This is a genomic window from Paenibacillus sp. FSL L8-0470 (assembly GCF_038008625.1).
In the GTDB taxonomy this organism is placed as follows: Bacteria; Bacillota; Bacilli; order Paenibacillales; family Paenibacillaceae; genus Paenibacillus_AQ.
Map to the genome: position 1 here is coordinate 5,735,870 of NZ_JBBOZM010000001.1, position 19,238 is coordinate 5,755,107.

General features: G+C 51.4%; 14 protein-coding genes. 1 reads left to right on the forward strand and 13 read right to left on the reverse strand.

Translation table 11 applies throughout. The features are described from left to right. Nucleotides 1–43: 43 nt before the first annotated feature. The 3 genes from NST99_RS26195 to NST99_RS26205 form a co-directional block, all read right to left on the reverse strand. Complete coding sequence (locus NST99_RS26195; RefSeq protein WP_341095578.1) at nt 44–1,150, reverse strand: GntR family transcriptional regulator; 1,107 nt, start codon at nt 1,148–1,150, stop codon at nt 44–46. Nucleotides 1,151–1,394: 244 nt separating this feature from the next. Then, nucleotides 1,395–1,574, reverse strand: coding sequence for a YfhD family protein (locus NST99_RS26200; protein WP_341095580.1), 180 nt, complete (start codon nt 1,572–1,574; stop codon nt 1,395–1,397). A 40-nt stretch (nt 1,575–1,614) separates the two neighbouring features. Further along, on the reverse strand, nt 1,615–1,974 hold the full coding sequence (locus NST99_RS26205) for a hypothetical protein (RefSeq protein WP_341095583.1): 360 nt from the start codon (nt 1,972–1,974) through the stop codon (nt 1,615–1,617). A gap of 435 nt (nt 1,975–2,409) precedes the next feature. On the opposite strand from NST99_RS26205, the gene NST99_RS26210 reads away from it, so the two are divergent. Continuing rightward, the gene (locus NST99_RS26210) at nt 2,410–6,804 is read left to right on the forward strand and encodes a S8 family serine peptidase (protein WP_341095585.1); all 4,395 of its coding nucleotides are present in this window, start codon (nt 2,410–2,412) and stop codon (nt 6,802–6,804) included. Between the two features lie 172 nt (nt 6,805–6,976). On the opposite strand, the gene dnaJ is transcribed toward NST99_RS26210, so the two are convergent. The 10 genes from dnaJ to gpr form a co-directional block, all read right to left on the reverse strand. Beyond that, the gene (dnaJ, locus tag NST99_RS26215; RefSeq protein WP_038595483.1) at nt 6,977–8,101 is read right to left on the reverse strand and encodes a molecular chaperone DnaJ; all 1,125 of its coding nucleotides are present in this window, start codon (nt 8,099–8,101) and stop codon (nt 6,977–6,979) included. 120 nt (nt 8,102–8,221) lie between these two features. After that, nucleotides 8,222–10,057 (reverse strand): molecular chaperone DnaK, encoded by a 1,836-nt coding sequence (gene dnaK / locus NST99_RS26220; protein WP_341095587.1) that lies wholly within the window; start codon nt 10,055–10,057, stop codon nt 8,222–8,224. A 103-nt stretch (nt 10,058–10,160) separates the two neighbouring features. Then, nucleotides 10,161–10,751, reverse strand: coding sequence for a nucleotide exchange factor GrpE (gene grpE, locus NST99_RS26225; protein WP_341095589.1), 591 nt, complete (start codon nt 10,749–10,751; stop codon nt 10,161–10,163). Nucleotides 10,752–10,800: 49 nt separating this feature from the next. Beyond that, a complete protein-coding gene (hrcA, locus tag NST99_RS26230) occupies nt 10,801–11,832 on the reverse strand; it encodes a heat-inducible transcriptional repressor HrcA (protein WP_341095591.1) in 1,032 nt (343 codons plus the stop codon). Between the two features lie 187 nt (nt 11,833–12,019). After that, complete coding sequence (locus tag NST99_RS26235) at nt 12,020–12,511, reverse strand: N-acetyltransferase (RefSeq protein WP_052092669.1); 492 nt, start codon at nt 12,509–12,511, stop codon at nt 12,020–12,022. A 92-nt stretch (nt 12,512–12,603) separates the two neighbouring features. After that, entirely contained in the window at nt 12,604–13,776 is a 1,173-nt protein-coding gene (gene hemW, locus NST99_RS26240; protein WP_341095593.1) for a radical SAM family heme chaperone HemW, read from the reverse strand. Nucleotides 13,777–13,958: 182 nt separating this feature from the next. Continuing rightward, nucleotides 13,959–15,773 (reverse strand): translation elongation factor 4, encoded by a 1,815-nt coding sequence (gene lepA / locus NST99_RS26245; RefSeq protein ID WP_341095595.1) that lies wholly within the window; start codon nt 15,771–15,773, stop codon nt 13,959–13,961. Between the two features lie 202 nt (nt 15,774–15,975). Then, entirely contained in the window at nt 15,976–16,470 is a 495-nt protein-coding gene (locus NST99_RS26250) for a hypothetical protein (RefSeq protein ID WP_341095597.1), read from the reverse strand. A gap of 70 nt (nt 16,471–16,540) precedes the next feature. After that, the gene (locus NST99_RS26255) at nt 16,541–17,932 is read right to left on the reverse strand and encodes a stage II sporulation protein P (protein WP_341095598.1); all 1,392 of its coding nucleotides are present in this window, start codon (nt 17,930–17,932) and stop codon (nt 16,541–16,543) included. A gap of 190 nt (nt 17,933–18,122) precedes the next feature. Continuing rightward, nucleotides 18,123–19,133 carry a GPR endopeptidase gene (gpr, locus tag NST99_RS26260; RefSeq protein WP_341095600.1) on the reverse strand — a complete coding sequence of 337 codons (1,011 nt, stop codon included), beginning with the start codon at nt 19,131–19,133 and terminating at the stop codon, nt 18,123–18,125. Nucleotides 19,134–19,238: the final 105 nt, after the last annotated feature.

Consider the following 19,238-nt stretch of genomic DNA (forward strand, 5'->3'; position numbering starts at 1 on the left):
GCGAAAAAAGCCCGCACCCTGTGCGGACTTCCGTTACTGTTATTCAACTGCGGTCTAACTGTTCCAGCCGTTTCGTTGAGCTTCTCAGAACCAGCTCCGGCTTATAAATCCTGTCCTTCGGCGGCTCAGCACTTTTACGCTCAATCATGTCAATCAGCATATTGGCTGCCTCTATACCCATAAGCTCTTTCGGATGTTTAAGGGTGGTCAGCTTCACTTCTGTCGCCGTCGCCAGCGTTGAATCGTCGAAGCCGATAATTGACAGATCGTCGGGCACGCTTAATCCCGTCTGGCGCGCGGCCTCCAGCAGCAGCACTGCCAGCTCGTCATTGTAGCAGACGAAGGCTGTGGGCCGCTGGCGTCCCTGCAGCATTTTTAAGGCCGCTTCATAAGGCACGCTATGCTTCTGTTCGCTCGTATAATGGGTCACGGTATCCGCTCCCAGAGGAAGGCGGTGTTTGTGCAGCGCCCGTGTAAAACCCTTTAACCGGTTGGCTCCCTGGAGATCGTCTGTCTTGAAAAATCCGGCAATCTCCCGGTGGCCCAGCTCAATCAGATGCTCCGCAGCCATAAATCCACCTGCTTCGTCATCCAGCTTCAGGCAGGGACAATGCAGCTCGGGATACCGCTCATTGATCATAATGAACGGAATGCGGTGGATTTCAAGTGCCAGAAACAGCGGCAGATTAGGATTACCCTGTGCGCTTTTGGTCGGCTCAATAATCAGTCCCTTAAACGGCTGGCCCAATAGCATCTCCAGGTTCTCCCGCTCCTTATCCTTGTCATTGTCGGTGCTCGACAGCATCATGCTGTATCCGCTGCCGCGAAGCTGCGCTTCTGCGCCGCGTACAAGATGAGGAAAGATATAATCGGAAATATGTGTCGTCATCATGCCAATCATGCTGCTGGTCTGCAGCGGCCGCGTTTCCTGCCGGGCAACAAAGGTTCCCTTCCCTTGCAGGCGGTACAGCCATCCTTCCTTCTCCAGTTGGCCAAGTGCCTGGCGAACTGTCTGTCTGCTCATGCCGAACTGTACGGCAATTTCATTCTCGGATGGAATCTGGTCATCCGGCTTCAGCCGTCCGGACTCCATCCAGGACAGCAGTTCACCCTTTAGCTGCATATATTTCGGTATCGGTTTATCCGTCATGGTACACCTCAGGCTACTTATATAGAGTAATACAAGTCATTATAACATAAGCCACTTGTATGTACATGTTATGTCTTTACTTTTTTGAATCTTCAGCCTCTCTTTTATCCATTTGGTTTAACCGGGGGATTCCGGAAAGCTGCTGTTTCACGCAAAAATGCCCCACACTGGTGGGGCATACGAATGGAACAGTTTGGCCTTTCATTTCGCTTCATTTAATAAGCCGGTACTGCACCCCTGTCAGCTATTCCTTCTTCAAAATTTCGTGCAGCTGACGTTTATCGGCTTCCTGTGACCGCTCAAGCGCCTCCAGATCATCCTGATCCGCTTCCGCCGCCGAGAACTCCACATCCTCAAATTTAGCTTCGAAGAGCATCTTCTGCTTGTCTGTTTTAGAGAAGATCTTTGAGTTTTCTCTATCCATTGGTTGTCCATCCTCCTGATTTGTATTGATGTGTCAAGACTTAGACCATTCCGCCGGCCTCTTCAATTATGGTCAATGCCTGATTATAGGAATTCTCGTCCACGATAACTGTCAGCAAAATATTCCGGCCTGTCGGTCCGCCGTCACCGCCGTGACTCATGCCGCTGCCGCTTGTATGCGCTGCAGACAAAATACCTGCATGCGGGCTGACAGAGGTCATGGAATCCATACTTGCCAGATTGCCGGTCACCGGATTCACACCTGCCTGCAACCCATTTCCGCCAAATCTGCTGAAACGGTCAATGGACAGCTCGCTGACGCGCAGCGCCTGAAGCTTGCGGGAGACGCCCTCGGCTTCCTCAGGAGCCTTGAAGTAGGCTAATATAGATCTCTCCGACATTATATCCCTGCTCTCGCCTTTAATTTATAACTCTGGATGCTTGGTTAGGTTGTCTCAGGCAAGCCTATTTTATGCTTCTGCTGTTATTAATTCTACTATCCGGCTGGAATTTAAATGCGCTGTTAACTTCACCATAATATGGTTCAAAAGTGCTATATTCTATTTCGGATTAAACCTGTAGAATAAATGTAATTTTCATTTATATTCCATTTTTTAGAAGGAGGACAGCAATCACACGGCAGTTAAATTTATGTTTGGGAGGATGAAGCTATTTTGAAACAACCATTTAGGCATTCTATTCAAAGATTTGGTATTGGCGCAGCAAGTTTCAGCTTGGCCGCTTCTCTATTGTTTCCTGTTTCCGCCTTTGCGAACTCATCCCTTGAGTCATCCTCAGGGCTATCTGCCCAAACAACCCTAGAACAGGCCCGGAAGGTGATCCCGCAAAATTATGCGGGAGTAAATGCCGGATCAGCTCCTGTTACAGTGATTGTTGAACTGACCCATAAGCCGGTCAATGTATACGAAAGTGAAGCCAAAACCTCGGCTGCGCGTTCCTCCACCTCTCAACGAAGCAAAATTCTTACCGAACACAACTCATTCAAAACTGCAGCGAGACAGCTCGGAGCTGCTATTGAAAATGAATACAGCGACATATTTAACGGATATGCAGTGACTTTGCCGGGAAATCAGGTCGACAAACTGCTCAAGCTGCCTGGAGTGGCGGCTATCTATCCGAATGATGAAGTCCACGCGCTTGCAGACAGCACTGACTCTGCCACTCTTCCGGCAACTCGCAGCTACTCTGATACCGGAGAACTGATTGGAGCAGATAAGCTTCATGAGCTGGGTTACACCGGCAAAGGCATTCAGGTTGCCGTTGTTGATACCGGTATTGATTATAAGCACCCGCTCCTGAAGGATAATTATAAGGGCGGCTATGATGCGGTGGATAAGGATAACGATCCATACGAAACAGAGCCTGATCCCACCAAACCGCCCAAGGGCACCAGCTCTTATGATACCTCGCATGGCACACATGTATCGGGCACCATTCTTGATATAGCGCCTGAAGCGGATTTATATGTGTATCGTGTGCTTGGTCCATATGGCAGCGGCACAACAGCAGATGTCATCACCGGCATCGAACGCGCCGTTCAGGACGGTGCGGATGTCATCAACCTTTCACTGGGCTCAAGCATGAACCAAAGTTACTCCGCCGATTCGATTGCGATTGACAATGCCGTGAAATCCGGTGTAGATGTCATAATTGCTGCCGGTAATGCCGGTCCGGACGAATCGACACTCGGCTCCCCTGGCGGCGCACAGCTGGCGCTTACGGTCGGCGCCTCCACTGTTCCGGTCACCATTCCTTTCTTTGATATTGGTAATCTCAAAGATATCCCTGGCCTGATTTCCACATACTCCCCGGAGTTGACTGAAGACATCTCGGACTTAACGATCGTTTATGCCGGCCTGGGCACTGAAGCTGACTTTGCAAATGTCGATGTTACCGGCAAGGCAGTACTAGTGGACCGCGGACAGATCAACTTCGGCGCGAAATCGCTGAATGCCAAAGCTGCCGGTGCCAAGGTACTATTGATTGCCAACAATACCACCGGTGAATTGAACGCCACTTTAGGAGCACCCGGAGACTATATTCCTACTTTCGGCATCAATCAGGAGAACGGCAAAAAGATTAAGGATGAGCTGAACGCGAGCAGAAATTCAATTAGCTATGTTCCCGTAGCGGAGAAGAATCAGCTGGCCGATTTCAGCTCTACCGGTCCTGGATTGCCAGACTATTTGCTGAAGCCGGATGTAGTTGCTCCCGGTGTAAGTATTAATTCCACCGTACCTATTTGGGAGAGCACGGACGAGACGTATGATAACGCCTTCGGTCTGAAGCAAGGAACAAGTATGGCAACTCCGCATGTGGTTGGAGCCGTTGCCCTGTTATTGGGCAAATACCCGGATCTTGCACCGGACCAGATCAAATCACTGCTGATGAATAATGCTGATCCTATATTTGCCCGGGGCGGCAGCTCTTATTCCCTCTATCAGCAAGGAGCAGGTTTAATCAATCTGGTGAAATCAGTTGAAGCAGGCTCTATCGCCAAGGTAGGAGAGATTTTTTACAGCGGCCTTCCAGGCTCTGCCGAAATTCCATACTATGCGGGTTCCCTGTCCTTCGGCCTGCAGCCGAAAGGTGCAAGCGTGACGAAAGCCGTCTATGTGGAAAACTTCAAGGACAGCGGAAAGAGCTATAATCTTTCTCTTGAATGGCTGACCAACAAGCCTAGTGACATCTCGGTATCCACAGCACCTAATGTCATTACCTCCGGAAGCGGAGACAGCAGTTATATTCCCGTTGTGCTGGGCGTTTCCGCAACAGCACAGGACGGAGCCTATGAAGGCATTCTGAAGCTTACTTCCGGAACCGAGGTTCTGCGTCTACCGCTCAACGTTCTGGTAGGCGACAAATTCAATCTGGATCCAGTAAACCAGCTCAGCCTGGATGATGCCGAAATTTCACCAAATGGAGACGGGCTGTTCGATAAGACAGGCTTTTACTTCTCGGTGAACAAAGATCTGCAGAATATCCGGTTTGCCGTAACAGCCCAAGATGCGCCGGCTACGGTAATCGGTGATGTGTATTCCGCCCAAGGGACCCTCTACCGGGGAGCGCATGAATTCCTGGATTGGGGCGGAACGGTAACAGATCCTGCAACCTCTAAAGTAAGTGTGCTACCGGACGGACACTACAATATCACGCCTGTTTTGCAAGGAAACATTTGGCTTACCGATCAAGCCATTCCATTCACAGTAGATACTGAGAAGCCGCTCTCTTCCGGATATGCAGTCGGGGAATATGAGCTGGAGTCACCTGATGATGCAAGAGTGGCCAATATTAGTGCAACCATTGACTCCGACCTTTTGGCCGATCTGATTTCCACCTCCAGACCTGTGTCTTCTCTCTTCAGCGTGTATGCACTTGCCGAAGATGAAAACGGAGAAATATCAGCCTACCCAGGAGTTATCGCGCCTGACGGTTACTTCGAAATTGATGTGCCGGTCAGTGAAGGCGTTAATGATTACATTGTTTATGTGACCGATGCCCTGGGCAATGGTGCTGCTGAAGAGGATTACAGCCAGCATCTGGTATACAACACCAATGGCGGTGTTCTTGTTGCTCCTAAACTCTCAGCACAGACCATTGAAACCGGTCAAACGGTTACGGTAGATGTGTATTTCTCGGCAACGGATGCGGTCTATGGTGTGAACGGCGCTGGAGTCAACATCGTCTACGATGAAAAGCTGGCTGCACCGTCAATTACACCGAGCGTACAGCTCGCTACGTACCAGGAGCAAAAGTTCCCGGGGGTTCCATTATTACAAACGGATACGACTACCCCGTCTGCCGACGGACTGAAGTTGACATCTTATGCAGTTCAATTAGAAGGAGGAGCATATAGTGGTACCGGCTCACTGGTACAGTTCACCTTCACTCCAAAGACTGCCGGGATCTATTCCTTTGAACTGAATGATTTGCTTACCTGGAATGAGAAGAAACTGGATAACGTTCCGTCAAGCTATTCTACAGTGACGGTGACCGTTAACGATCCGGTTAAACCAACCGATCCGGAAACACCGACCAACCCGGAGACACCAACCAATCCAGAGACACCAACCAATCCGGAAACACCAACCAATCCGGGCTCACCAGCTAACCCGGGCTCACCTGCCTCTACACCGGCTCCGGCTGCCGGCACATCGCTTAAGTCCGGGCAGCTGGTAGAAAAGGCTGATCCTGCGGGCGGCAAGCCAACGGCTGTGCTCAGTATTTCCGAGGCAGCTTTGACTGCCGCCCTGCAAAACGCATCGGAAACAGCCGTTTCACTTGATCTCAGCGATGTGGATTTTGCGAAATATGGTCAAGTGAGTTTTACCCTTACTGCAGCTCAGGCTGAGAAGCTTAAGTCTTCAGCCAAAGCGCTAAGTCTCGCAGGTACTGGATTTACACTGCTCGTTCCGGCACCTACACTTCCCGGCTTCATTTCCGGCAGCGGGCTTACTATGAGCCTTAGTCTTGCCGAAGGCGCCGATACGGGTACCCTGGCGGGAAGCACCACAGCCATTGACCTGAGCTCTGCTACTCTGATTCTCAAAAATGGCTGGACTACCGGAAAACCTGTCATTATACAGCTTGCCCTCAATAAAGACGGCCTAAAGGATGTCCGCAAGACAGCGGTCTATCAGCAAAAGGCTGACGGAAAATGGGCTTATCTGCAGGCAGGCACACTTCCTAAAGAAGGGGTACTGCAATTTACTATTACCGGTGATGGTACCTACAGCGCTGCCGTACACAATACAAGCTTCAAAGATATCGGCGCACACTGGGCCAAGGAAGATATTGAAATTCTGGCCGCTCACGGCATCGTAGCCGGCAAAGGCACTGATGGCAGTTTCAAGCCATCCGATACCTTGAGCCGGGCCGAATTGTTGACACTCTTCGACCGCTTGCTTGGCAAGGGAGATACCTGGTCGTCCCGCAGCAAGGAGAGCGGATCTCGTGAGGTATTGACTCGTGAGGAGGCTGCAATCATCGTTGCAGAGGCCATCGGTGCAGACGGCACTTCCAGCACCGCCTTAACCTTCAAGGACACAGGCAAGATCTCTGGAGCCGCCGGCAAGGGTGCAATCGCCTTTGCGGTAGACAAGGGCTACCTGAAAGGAGTAGGGGCCAACACCTTCAATCCTGAAGGTACCCTGACCCGCGCGCAAGCAGCATCCATTCTGCAACGCGTGCTTGAGGATCTGCGCTCTTAAGATCACCATCCACTAAAAAAAAACGGCTGCACCCTCCTGAAACTTCAGGAGGTACAGCCGTTTTTGTCTGTGCAAGTGAAGTCTCAAGCACTCCATTCATTACAATAAAATAGCCCCCTAACCTCCGCACAGCGGAAACAGGGGGCTATTAAGGTTATCATGAGTGAATAAATCAGTCCCCGCGGAATGCACGTTTCACACGGTCAAAGAAGGATTGCTCCTGCTCATGTGTGTTCTCTCCATTGTAAGAAGCGAACTGGCGGAGCAGATCCTTCTGCTCTTCACTTAGTTTGCTTGGAGTGACTACGATGACACGGACATGCTGGTCACCTGTTCCGTTGCCGCGCAGGCGTGGCACACCTTTGCCCTTCAGACGGAAGAAGGTGCCGGTCTGTGTTCCGGCAGGAATCTTAAGCTTTACTTTTTCCGTCAAGGTAGGAATCTCGATCTCGTCGCCAAGCGCTGCCTGAGCGAACGTAAGCGGAACCTCGCACATGATGTCATCATTCTCACGCACGAAGAAATCATGGGTCTTCACGCGGATCACAATGTACAAATCGCCGGCAGGGCCGCCGCGTGTGCCGCCTTCGCCTTCTCCGGTCATGCGCAGCTGTGCGCCGTCATCGACACCGGCCGGAATGCGCACATGAATCTTACGCTGCTTCTTGACCTTGCCTTGACCTCCGCAAGTAGTACATTTTTCCTTAATGATCTTGCCTGTGCCGCTGCAATGGGAGCAGGGACGGCGGTTGCGCATTTGTCCAAGCGGTGTATTCTGCACGAATTCCTGCTGGCCGCTGCCGTGGCATACGGAACAGGTCTCCGGTTTGGTACCGGGTTTAGCCCCGGAGCCGAAGCAGGTATCACAGGACTCTGTGCGTGGAATGGTAATGTCGGTTTCTTTACCGAATACCGCTTCCTTGAATTCAATGGTCATCGTGTATTGCAAATCGCCGCCGCGCTGGGGAGCATTCGGATCACGCCGTCCGCCTCCGCCGCCGAAGAACATATCAAAGATATCGCCAAGTCCGCCGAAATCTCCACCTCCGCCGAAGCCGCCGCCCATTCCCTGGTTAGGATCAATATGACCATACTGGTCATAACGCGCCCGTTGCTGGCCGTCGCTCAGCACGTCATAGGCTTCCTTCACTTCCTTGAATTTCGCCTCGGCGTCACTGGCTTTGTTAACGTCAGGATGATACTGTCGCGCCATCTTGCGGTACGCTTTTTTCACTTCTTCGTCTGAAGCATCTCTACCGAGGCCCAGAACCTCATAATAATCGCGTTTGTCTGCCACTGCTTTCACCTCCGTACATCAATTTCCATAATCCCTGTAACATGTTAAAAGGAAAGCCAAAACACGGGATGCCCCGGTTTTGACCTTCCCTTCTTACAGAAATACATTTATCGTATAAGGTTACCCTTGATTCTTCTCGTCGTCAACAACCTCGTAATCGGCATCAACAACATTATCTTTCTTCGCACCCTCTGGAGCACCTTCAGCACCCTGTTCAGCCTGTGCAGCCTGCTCATACAACTTCACGGACAACTGCTGAACAATCTCTGTCAGCGCTTCTGTAGCTGCATTGATTTCTTCCAGGTTGTCAGTTTCCAGTGCCGCTTTGAGCTTATCCTTGGCTTCGTTTGCTTTCTCAACTTCGGAAGCATCCACTTTGTCGCCGAGGTCTTTGATCACTTTATCTGTGGAATACACGAGCTGGTCAGCGGAGTTCTTGGCTTCTACCAGTTCTTTACGCTTGCGGTCTTCCTCAGCGTGCAGTTCGGCATCCTTCATCATTTGTTCAACTTCCGCGTCGCTCAGGCCGCTGGAGGAAGTGATCGTGATCTTCTGGCTCTTGTTCGTGCCTTTATCTGTTGCGGATACATTTACGATACCGTTAGCGTCAATATCGAAGGTTACTTCGATTTGCGGTACGCCGCGCGGTGCCGGTGGAATCTCGTTCAGCATAAAGCGTCCCAGCGTCTTGTTGCCGTTCGCCATTTGGCGTTCGCCTTGCAGGACGTGAATTTCTACGCTCGGCTGGTTATCAGCAAAGGTCGAGAACACTTGCGATTTACTTGTAGGAATCGTAGTGTTGCGCTCGATCATCTTCGTGAACACGCCGCCTGCAGTTTCAATACCAAGGGACAGTGGAGTTACGTCGAGCAGTACAACGTCTTTCACGTCGCCGGTCAATACGCCAGCTTGAACAGCAGCGCCGAGGGCTACTACTTCATCCGGGTTAACGCCTTTGTGCGGCTCTTTGCCGGTAAGCTTCTTGATGGCATCCTGTACAGCAGGAATACGTGTGGAACCGCCGACCAATACGATACGGTTAAGATCAGCCGGAGTCATGCCAGCATCGTTCAGCGCTTGACGGGTAGGTCCCAGTGTGCGTTCTACCAGGCTGGCAGTCAGCTCATCGAATTTAGCACGGGTCAGGTTGATCTCCAAGTGCTGAGGCACTCCGTCAACGACAGTGATGAATGGAAGTGATACTGTAGTTGTCAGTACGCCGGAAAGCTCTTTTTTCGCTTTTTCCGCAGCATCCTTCAGACGTTGTACAGCAGCTTTGTCCTTGCTCAGGTCAATTCCTTGCTCTTTCTTGAATTCTGCTACGAGGTAATCCATAACCAATTGGTCGAAATCGTCACCGCCGAGACGGTTGTCACCGCTGGTTGCTTTTACTTCGAAGAAGCCATCGCCCAGCTCAAGGATGGATACGTCGAACGTACCGCCGCCAAGGTCATAGACGAGGATCGTTTGGTCTTCGGATTTCTCCAGACCGTAAGCAAGCGCCGCTGCTGTCGGCTCGTTGACGATACGCAGCACTTCCAGACCGGCGATTTTGCCCGCATCCTTCGTAGCCTGACGCTGACTGTCATTAAAATATGCAGGAACTGTAATAACCGCTTGGGTTACTGTCTGGCCCAGATATGCTTCTGCATCGGATTTCAGCTTCTGAAGAATCATCGCCGAAATCTCTTGTGCGGAGTAATCTTTGCCGTCAATGCTTTCTTTGTGGCTCGTACCCATGTGGCGTTTAATCGAAGCAATTGTACGGTCAGGGTTCGTAATCGCCTGGCGTTTCGCTGTTTCGCCGACGATGCGCTCGCCGTCTTTCTTGAAGCCTACAACCGAAGGGGTTGTACGCGCGCCTTCCGGATTCGGAATAACAACGGCTTCGCCGCCTTCCATAACGGCAACGCAAGAGTTGGTGGTTCCAAGGTCAATACCGATAACTTTACTCACTGTAATGTGCCTCCTCAAAAATGATATGGAGCCCTAGCTCCTATAATAGTTATTTATTTATTATGATCATGCAGCAGGGTGATACCCGGCTATATAGACAGGACTACATGCTGACTTTGACCATGGCGGGACGAAGAACTTTATCTTTCAGGAGATAGCCCTTTTGGACCTCCTCCGTCACGATACCTTCCTCGTGCTCGTCGCTCTCCACCTGCATAATGGCCTGATGATATTCAGGGTTAAAAGGCTGTCCTACTGTTTCCATGGCTGTAAGTCCTTCGGACTTCAATACCCCTTCAAGCTGGCGGAAAATCATGTTCACACCTTTGCCGAAGGCCTCGGATTCTGTACTTGCCGAAGCCGTGGCGAGTGCACGCTCGAAATTATCCAGTACAGGAAGCAGTTCACCGACCAGCTTGGAAGTGGCATATTGCGCCAGCTCTTCCTTCTCCTTCTGCGTACGGCGGCGGAAGTTGTCAAAATCGGCTTGCACACGCAGCGTGCGCGCTTGATATTCCTCAGCCAGCTCCTGCAGGCGCTTAGCAGCTTCACCGCCGCCCGAAGCCTCCCCGCTGGTCTCTTCCCCCGTAAACGAACCGGTCTCCTGTGCTGCTTCTGCTTCATCGGCTGCCTGGTTCTCATTTATAGCCTGATCTTTAATTTCATTTGAATCTTGCACTTGATCCTCTTTCAAGTTGTCTTCACCTCCTTAAAATCAGTCACGTTAATCTTTAACACTCTGTTCACTTATACCAGTGTGCCAGCATTGCTGTCAAATCCCGGGACAGAATCCCCAGTATGCCCATTACTCGTGCGTATTCCATCCGGGTCGGGCCAAGGATGCCAATGCTTCCCAGCGGCTTGCCGTCGAGCGAATAAGTAGCGGTAATCAGACTGCAATTGGCGAAGGCCTCATGCTTATTCTCGGTACCAATCCGCACCTGCATACCGGTTCCGCCGGATGCTGGGGCCAGCATTTTGAGCAGGGTCGGCGTTTCCTCCAGCAAATCCAGAATATTCTTGACCTTGTCAACGTCCTTGAACTCCGGCTGGGTCAGCATATTCGTCGCCCCGCTGAGATAAATGCGCTGTTCATGATCGCTTTCCAGCGCCGTGTCCAGTACTTTCATTAATTCTTCATAATGGGAGATGTGGCGCTGCATTTCCTCGCCAAGCTCGGAATAGAGCTGGCTCTTCAGCTTGTAGAGCGGTACGTTCACCAGCTTGCTGTTCAGCAGATTAACCACTTTCTCCATTTCGGAGAGGGAAATCTCCGGAGGGATCTGAACCGTTCGGTTCTCGACCTGTCCGGTGCTTGTAACGATGATCGCCACGGCGTTGTTGTCATCGAGCGGAAGCAGCTGAAAATGGCGCAATGATGTATGAAAAACCTCCGGTCCCAGCAGGATGGAAGTATAATTCGTCATATTGGAAAGGATCATTGCCGCATGTTGGATTACCTGCTCCGTCGCATTCAGCTTCTCTGCGAAGAAAGCGCGGATCGTGCCCATTTCTGCCGACTCGGCGGAATTCCACGGTACCAAATGATCCACATAATAGCGGTAGCCTTTATGGGAAGGAATTCTTCCTGCCGATGTATGGGGCTGCTCGAGATATCCTAAATCCTCCAGGTCGGCCATTTCGTTGCGGATAGTAGCAGGACTGTAGCCTACATCCCCCCGTTTGGAAATGCTGCGCGAGCCCACTGGCTCAGCGGAAGATATATAATCATCAACGATAGCGTTAAGTATCATTCTCTGGCGTTCGGTTAACATGTAATTCCCTCCTATCGGCTGTGGCTCCGATTCGTTAGCACTCTGGTCAGATGAGTGCTAACCACTAATACAAAAATACCAAACTGACCTTGACATTGTCAAGTCAGTTCAGCATAAGGTGTGCAATCCAGGAATGAGTACTTAATATCAGCTTCTATATTTATGTTACAGGCTACTTGCAGCCCGGTTAATTCAGCATCTTAAGCACGGCGATTTCGTCGCAGGCATTCTGCTTCTTGCAGTTAACGCAATCGGTCCATACCTTCTCGGGGAAGATTTCTTTCTCTACGACAGTGAAGCCGTTTCTGAGGAAAAAATCAACCGCATAGGTCAAGGCCATAATCTTCGGAATTCCCTGACGCCTTGCTTCTTCCGTCAGCTTCTCCAGAATCATTGAGCCTACTCCCTTTCCCTTGCCCTCATCACGCAGACCGAGGGAACGAACCTCGACAAGATCATTGCCCAGTCTGAAAAGCGATCCGCAGCCGACAAATGTGCCACCGATTTCAGCGATCACAAACTGATCAATCTGGCGGGCCAGCGCTTGCCTGGAACGGGGCAGCATGATACCGCTCTGAGCGTATTCTTCAATCATTAGAAACAGCGGTTCAACATCCTCCACTGTAGCATTTCTGCATATCACCTTCTGGTCTCCTGCAGGAACCGAATGGCGGATCATTTCCGTTTTGACAAGCACTTTGACTCACCCCTCGTTGTTAATATGAATAAATATACAACAGAGTGAATTACAATTCAAGGGGTGTTTTAAAATTAAACCTCTGTCAAAGCACCGACAAATTCACCAAATACATCATTCCCGAACAGGATTCCCTGCTTGCTCAGACGGTAGACGTCCCCATCCTGCTCAAGCAGCCCGGCATACAGCATTTTATGCAGCGAGTCCGCAAAAACAGTCTCCAGCGATTTGCTGAACTGAGACTTGAACGCCCGGTCCGACACGCCTTCACGCATGCGCAGACCGACCATCATGAAGTCCTCCATCGCCTCCTGTTCGGAGATCGGGAAGGAATCCAGCCGCGGCAGCCCGCTGCGCGAAGCCTCGATATACGGATTGACACCCTTAATATTCATATGCCGCTGCCGTTTCACATATCCATGCGCCCCCGCGCCCAGGCCGTAATAGTCTTCATTGCGCCAGTACGTAATATTGTGGCGGCTTTCCATTCCCGGCTTGGCGAAGTTGCTGATCTCATATTGTGTGTAACCCGCAGCCTCCATCGTTGACATCAGCAGCAGGTACATCTCCAGCTCATCCTCTTCACTTGGCAGCGGAAGCTTGTTCTTGTTAAACAGCGTGTGGAACAGCGTGTTCTCCTCCACCTTCAGGCTGTAGATGGAATAATGGGGCAGGTCCAGCTCCAGCGCCTTACGGATGCTTTCTCTAAGCATATCCACCGTCTGGTTCGGCAATCCGAACATCAGGTCAACAGAGAGATTATCCAGTCCGACCGCGCGTGCGTTTTCCAGGCTGCGGTATACATCATCCACATTATGAATCCGTCCGATGCCGCTAAGCAGCTCATTCTGGAAAGCCTGGACACCAAAGCTGACCCGGTTGACCCCGCCTTCTTTCATTACCATTAGCTTATCCTTGTCCGTAGTTCCGGGATTTGCCTCCATCGTGAACTCGATATTCTCATCCCACTGCGGGAAATGCTTGCGTACTGACTTCAGAAAATAGGCCATTTCATCCGGCTTCAGCACCGTCGGTGTTCCGCCGCCGACAAAGATCGTCTTGATAACACCCGGAGGGGTGTTCTTCACCGTCAGTTCCATCTCCCGGTCCAGGGCATGCAGATAATCCATCACCGGCTGGTCCTTCAGAACATAGGAATTAAAATCACAATAAAAGCACTTGTTCGTGCAAAACGGGATATGAATATATACGGCCTCAGGGGGACGGCCATTGTTTACTGTGTTCATAGCTGTCTCCTTACTATACTAAAGTCGTCAGCAAAGCTGACTTGATTATAGAGAAATCTTGACGCCTTTATATTGGAAAGGCCTTGATCTTCCCGATATCCATACTTCACTTATCACAAAAGGGAAGCCTGACGGCTTCCCTTGCAGAGCAATCACTTGCCATTGACATCCTTTAAGACGGTTTACTCGTCAATCTTCAGCACGGCCATGAACGCTTCCTGCGGCACCTCAACGCTGCCGACCTGCTTCATGCGCTTCTTGCCTTCCTTCTGCTTCTCCAGCAGCTTCCGCTTACGCGAGATGTCCCCGCCGTAGCATTTGGCAAGAACGTTCTTGCGCATCGCCTTAACAGTCTCCCGGGCAACAACCTTCGTGCCGACAGAGGCCTGAATCGGCACCTCGAACATTTGCCGCGGGATGATGCCGCGCAGCTTCTCGCAAATGATCCGCCCGCGGTTGTACGCGCGGTCGCGGTGGACGATGAACGATAGGGCATCGACCTGCTCTCCGTTCAGGACAATATCCATCTTCACAAGGTTGGACTGGCGGTAGCCGGAAATTTCATAATCGAAGGAAGCATAGCCCTTCGTGCCTGACTTAAGCTGGTCGAAGAAATCATATACGATTTCCGACAGCGGAATCTGATAAGTAATCGTCACCCGATTGGAATCGAGATACTCCATGTTAACGAATTCACCACGTTTATTCTGGCACAATTCCATTACGGTACCCACGTAATCATTCGGGACGATAATCGCGGCCTTAACGTACGGCTCTTCCACGTAATCAATAGTACCAATCTCCGGATAATGCGACGGATTATCGATCTGAAGCATTTCACCGTTGGTCAGCATAATCCGGTAAATAACGCTCGGTGCTGTCGTAATCAGCGGCAGATTGAATTCGCGCTCAATCCGCTCCTGAATAATCTCCATATGCAGCAGTCCGAGGAAGCCGCAGCGGAAGCCGAAACCGAGCGCGCTTGAGCTTTCCGGCTCAAAGCTGAGCGACGCATCATTAAGCTGGAGCTTCTCCAGCGCTTCGCGCAGGTCGTTGTAATCCGATGTTTCGATCGGATATAGACCGCAATATACCATTGGATTGATCTTACGGTAACCAGGCAGCGGTTCCGGGGTTGGATTCTTAGCATCCGTCACTGTATCCCCGACACGGGTGTCGCCTACATGTTTGATTCCGGCTACGATAAAGCCGACATCGCCGATGTTAAGCTCATCGACAATGGCCATGCGCGGCATAAACGCCCCGACTTCAATAACCTCGAATACCTTCTCGGTTGCCATCATCTTGATCTTGGACCCGGTACGGATCTTTCCGTCCATAACACGGACATAGACGATAACGCCTTTGTACGGATCATAGTGAGAGTCAAAGATCAATGCCTTCAGCGGTTCTTCAGAGTTGCCGGTTGGTGCAGGAACCTGTTTGACGACCTGCTCCAGAATTTCCTTGATGCCGATACCGGCTTTGGCAGAAGCAAGTACTGCTTCACTGGCATCCAGTCCGATCACATCCTCAATCTCCTGCTTAACCCGTTCCGGGTCGGCGCTTGGCAGATCAATTTTGTTGATAACCGGAAGAATTTCCAGGTTGTTGTCCAATGCCAGATACACGTTAGCCAGCGTTTGCGCTTCAATCCCTTGCGCCGCATCCACTACCAGCAAAGCGCCTTCACAGGCCGCAAGGCTGCGGGAAACCTCATAGGTGAAATCGACGTGTCCCGGTGTGTCAATCAGGTTGAGCAAGTAATCCTGGCCGTCGTCAGCACGGTAGGTGAGACGCACAGCCTGCAGTTTAATTGTAATCCCGCGTTCGCGCTCCAGATCCATCTGGTCAAGCACCTGCTCTTGCATTTCGCGCGAGCTGAGTGCACCTGTATACTCAAGAATACGGTCAGCCAGTGTCGATTTACCATGGTCTATATGTGCAATAATCGAGAAATTGCGGATTTGTTGTTGTCTTTTCTGAACGTCAGTCATTCCTTACCCCCACAGACAGCCTAATGTTAATCCACTTATTATAACAGTACGCGCTTCCCCCATCAATCCCGTCCCCCGCAGGAAAATAAAGAAAAGACATCCGGTTGATGTCTTTTCATATAAGGCCTATGTTATAAAGGCTCTTCCTGGCCTTTACAGCTGCAATGAATAAACCGGATGCATTCTTCGTGCGGGGTGCCTGTCACTCTTCGACAGAGTCAAACAGGGAGACTACCCAGCGGATGCTTTTTTGCGAAGCCTGCTGCAGCAGGCCTGCCGTCTTATCCGCCAGCACATCCACTCCCCTGTTTTGCTCCTCCGGAATCAGAATCTGCTCCGGGGTCAGCGTGCTGTAATCCTTCACTTCCTGCTGCGGGAGCTGCTCGGTGCCATTAGGTACCACGGTTTGCGTGTGGACCCCCGGAAGCACCGTGTAAGCACCTGTTGCCGGATCTATAGCAACGGGCACATAAACGTAGGCCTGCCCACCCTTAACGGCTCCCGCCCCTGTTCCAGTCATGGCGGATGCTCCTGCTGCTTGTCCGGTCTGGGGGGTCCCGGATATTCCGTTCCAGCCCGGCAGCACCGCGGAGTTCTTAGCGACGCTGCTGCCAACGCCTCCAAACTGCATACCAATTAATATGCCGATTCCCGCCCAAATTCCGACTATCGTCAGTTTTTTCCCGAACCGCGACATAGCTGTCACTCCTTTTAATACTTGCTAATGCTTGCTGTAAAACCAGCCCACTTAAATAGCACTTTATGAATTAAGAAACGCTGCCTGTGCTTTTTGCTCCCTGGACGCCCTCAGCTCCGCTTTCCTGCGTCTGCGTATCGGCGCTTTTGCCCGGGGCGGCAGCTTTTTCGGCGTCATGGCTGCTCCAGTACACATCTGCGATGGCATCGGCTAGAACGTCTGCTGTACGCTTCAGCTCCTCGGCAGTATTGTCAATTCCGCCCACCTCAATCAACACGCTGTTTGGTGAAAGACTCTGGTTATACTCCCCGTTGTTTCCGTTTCCGGACGACTTGCCCCAGATGCCCCGTGAGAGACCCGGATAGCTTTTCTCCAGCAGCTGATGAATCTCGTTGGCGAAAGCCTCATTTTTCTTCCAGTTCTTATTCGCATGGCCAAGAATGAAATAGACCTGGGCGTAGCTTTTGCCTCCGATTTCTGCAGTCGTTTTGCCATGGCGCTGTGAATCTCGGTGTATATCGATCAGCTCAGTCATTTCCTGATTCCCGGCAAGTGCTGATTTAATGGTCATCCGTGAATATTTATAGGAAAAATTCCAGCTGTAATCCGGTACCTTCGTCGCGTAATCCTCCTGTGCATGCACCGTTCCAATTCCCCGCTTTTCCAGCCGCTTTGTTATATATGATCCTACCAGCATTACATTTTTGGAAGGCACGCCGGAGCTTGGATTGTCGCTTTGCACCCCCAGCAGAGGATTGTAAGCCTCGCGGGGATGGGAGTGGTAGACCAGAATGCGTTTAATTGATGTATCCTGCACATTCCCCCCGTTATCACCCGGGCTGCTGTTGCCCCCGTTTTCTCCGGTCTCGGAAGAGTCAGGCATCGCCGTAGCCTCAGGCTGCGGAGACGCCTCTGTGTCCGGGTTGTCTGTGCCTTCCGCCGGAGATGGACCGTGTTCATCCACCATACCCTCTGCGCCAGTCCCTGTTCCGCCGTCCGAGGCCAGCTCATCACTGCCCGGATGATAATCAGCCGGTGCTCCCGTAGCGCCGCCTGAGCCTTTACGGAGCAGGAAAGGATCATCCGCTGCCAGCCCAGGCACCTCACGCGAGAGCAGACTCTTCGGATCACCGGGATCGACGCTTGTCAGCAGCCGGAACACGAAGGAGGTGACCTTTGGGCCCGAAAATGCCGAAGGCTCGTCCCCTTTAGGCAAATGCGGAACCTCCATGCCCAGAAGCTCCATAAAGAATCCGCTGGAAAGCGAAGCAGCCAATCCTTTCATAGAAGGAATGGGTGAAGAGTTCAGCTTCTGTCCGGCTAATCCACCGGCTCCAAGCAGCATGAAAAACACAAGTGAACCTCCGGCCAGCAGCAGCATTGTTCTCCCCAGCGACAGAACATCCAGCAGCTTTCCCCGCAGCCGGCCGATATTCCACAGCTGAAACCATTTTCTGTTCATTATTGTTATGTCCTCCTCCAGCCCTCTGTAATCTCTTATATTTCAAATCTATGAGCCAGGGAGGAATACTAGAACCGAAAAAGAGATAAGTAGAAACAGCAGCGGTGGAATCTGCCAGCCGGTAACAGAAGAAAACCCGCACAGGCTTTGCCGTTCGGCAGCCTGTACGGGCTCTATATTCAGGTGAAAATTAATGCGTGTAGGCTCCGACATTGCCTGGATCCACGGCTTCATGCAATGCAGCATTCAGCCCGCTGGCAACGATATTGGCAATTTCCTCAATAAACTCATCGATTTCCTTAGGGGTAACAATCAGATCATGTCCCAGCGGCTCAAGCACTTCCTTGACCAGCGCAAGCCGCTCCTGCTCGGAGATATCATCCAGCATACCCATGATTTCTTTCGTATGGGCTGCCCCGTCTCCAACCTGTGCAAAGTGATTCTTCATCATCTCCAGCACATTATTGACGATGGTGGACGCGTAACAAACGGTAGGAACGCCGATAGCAATGCAGGGAATCCCCAGAATATCCCGGGTCAGTCCACGCCGTTTATTGCCGATTCCCGAACCCGGATGAATCCCGATATCGGCAATTTGAATCGTCGTATTGATCCGCTCAAGTGAACGGGAGGCCAGTGCATCAATCGCAATAATGACATCCGGCTTCGTGCGGTCTACGATCCCTTGCACAACCTCGCTCGATTCAATGCCGGTCAGTCCGAGCACACCCGGGGCAATCGCACTCACATTGCGGTAGCCGGGAGAGACCTGATCCGGAACCAGTTCATAGAACTGTCTCGTAACCAGCGCGTTCTCCACCACCAGCGGACCGAGCGAATCCGGAGTTACATTCCAGTTGCCCAGTCCCACTATTAGCACGGAGGAGTCTTTGTTGATTCCGATCCGGTTCAGGAACTGTTCAAATTCGCGGGCAAACACGGTGGAAACCTTCTGCTGCAGACCGGTATCTCCGCCGCGAAGCGCCGGAACTTCCAGCGTCACATAATTTCCGATCGCTCGCCCGATAGCCTGTGATCCTGCATTATTAGCTACTCCAAGCCGGGTTACCTTGATTCCGCCCTCTTCTTCCACCTCTTCATTCACACCGGGAATCGGCGTTTTTTGCGGTCCCTGGGCCATTTCCTTTGCCTCTACCGCCAAATCCGTACGTACCGAATACAGCTGAAGATCCAGTTCCATTGATAGTTCAGCCTCCTTATAATTTAATGAGCATTAGCTTTTGCTTTTTGTCGATAGTGTGCGAGAGATAGCTATGGTTTATTCAGGGCAGCAAGGTTTAATTCA